1 pseudogene is annotated in these 933 nt (G+C 66.1%); it reads left to right on the top strand.

From position 1 onward, the window contains the following. Window positions 1–38: 38 nt before the first annotated feature. Window positions 39–933: pseudogene (locus QJS31_RS37245) on the top strand (IS3 family transposase); the annotation flags it as partial.

Raw genomic sequence — 933 nt, 5'->3', positions numbered from 1 at the left:
TCCGTGCCCACCTCTTTCCTTGAGAGGATGGGCAGATCATGCCATCGAAGTACGACGAGGCGACCAAGGCCAAGGCAGTCCGGCTGGTCGTCGATCATCGTGAGGACTACCCGACCGAGTGGGCCGCGATCAAGGCCGTGTCGTCCCGGTTGGGGATGACCGCTGAGACGCTGCGGAAGTGGATTCGTCAGACCGAGGTCGACGAGGGTCGCTCCGACGGTGTGTCGACCGAGGCGGCCCGGATCATCCGCGAGCAGAAACGCAAGATCGCCGAGCTGGAGCAGACGATCGACATCCTCTCGGCAGCAACAAGTTTCTTCGCGCGGGCGAGCGACCCGCGACAGAAGTAGTCTGCGCGTACATTGCCGAGCATCGGGCTCGGTTCGGGGTCGCTCCGATCTGCCGTGCGCTGACCGCGCACGGCTGCAAGATCGCCCCGAGAACCTTCTACGCCTGGCTGTCGCGGCCGCCGTCGAAACGGGCACTGTGGGACACCGCGATCACCGAAATCTTGGCCGGCTACTACGAGCCGGACGAGCACGGTCGCCGCGAACCCGAATCGCTCTACGGTGCGGAGAAGATGTGGGGGCATCTGCAACGCGAGGGAATCCCGGTGGCCCGCTGCACCGTGGAGCGGTTGATGCGCGTCAACGGGTGGCGGGGTGTGGTGCGACGCAAGGCAATTCGCACCACCGAGGCCGATCCGGCCGGGAGTCGAGCGGCGGACCTGGTGGACCGCAACTTCCGGGTTCGGGCCCCGAATCTGCTGGTCGTCGCCGATTTCACCTACGTGCGGCTGGCGAGTGGGGGTTTCGTCTACACGGCGTTCGTCGTCGATGCCTTCGCGGGGCGGATCGTGGGCTGGGAATGTTCGACCAGCAAACAGACCGCGTTCGTGGAGTCGGCGATCCGCCAGGCGGCGGCCTTGCGGGC

Origin of the sequence: Nocardia sp. CC213A, assembly GCF_030766805.1 — a bacterium.
Lineage (GTDB): Bacteria > Actinomycetota > Actinomycetes > Mycobacteriales > Mycobacteriaceae > Nocardia > Nocardia otitidiscaviarum.
The sequence above is the reverse complement of the archived record's forward strand: the minus strand, read 5'-3'. Positions and strand labels throughout refer to the sequence as shown.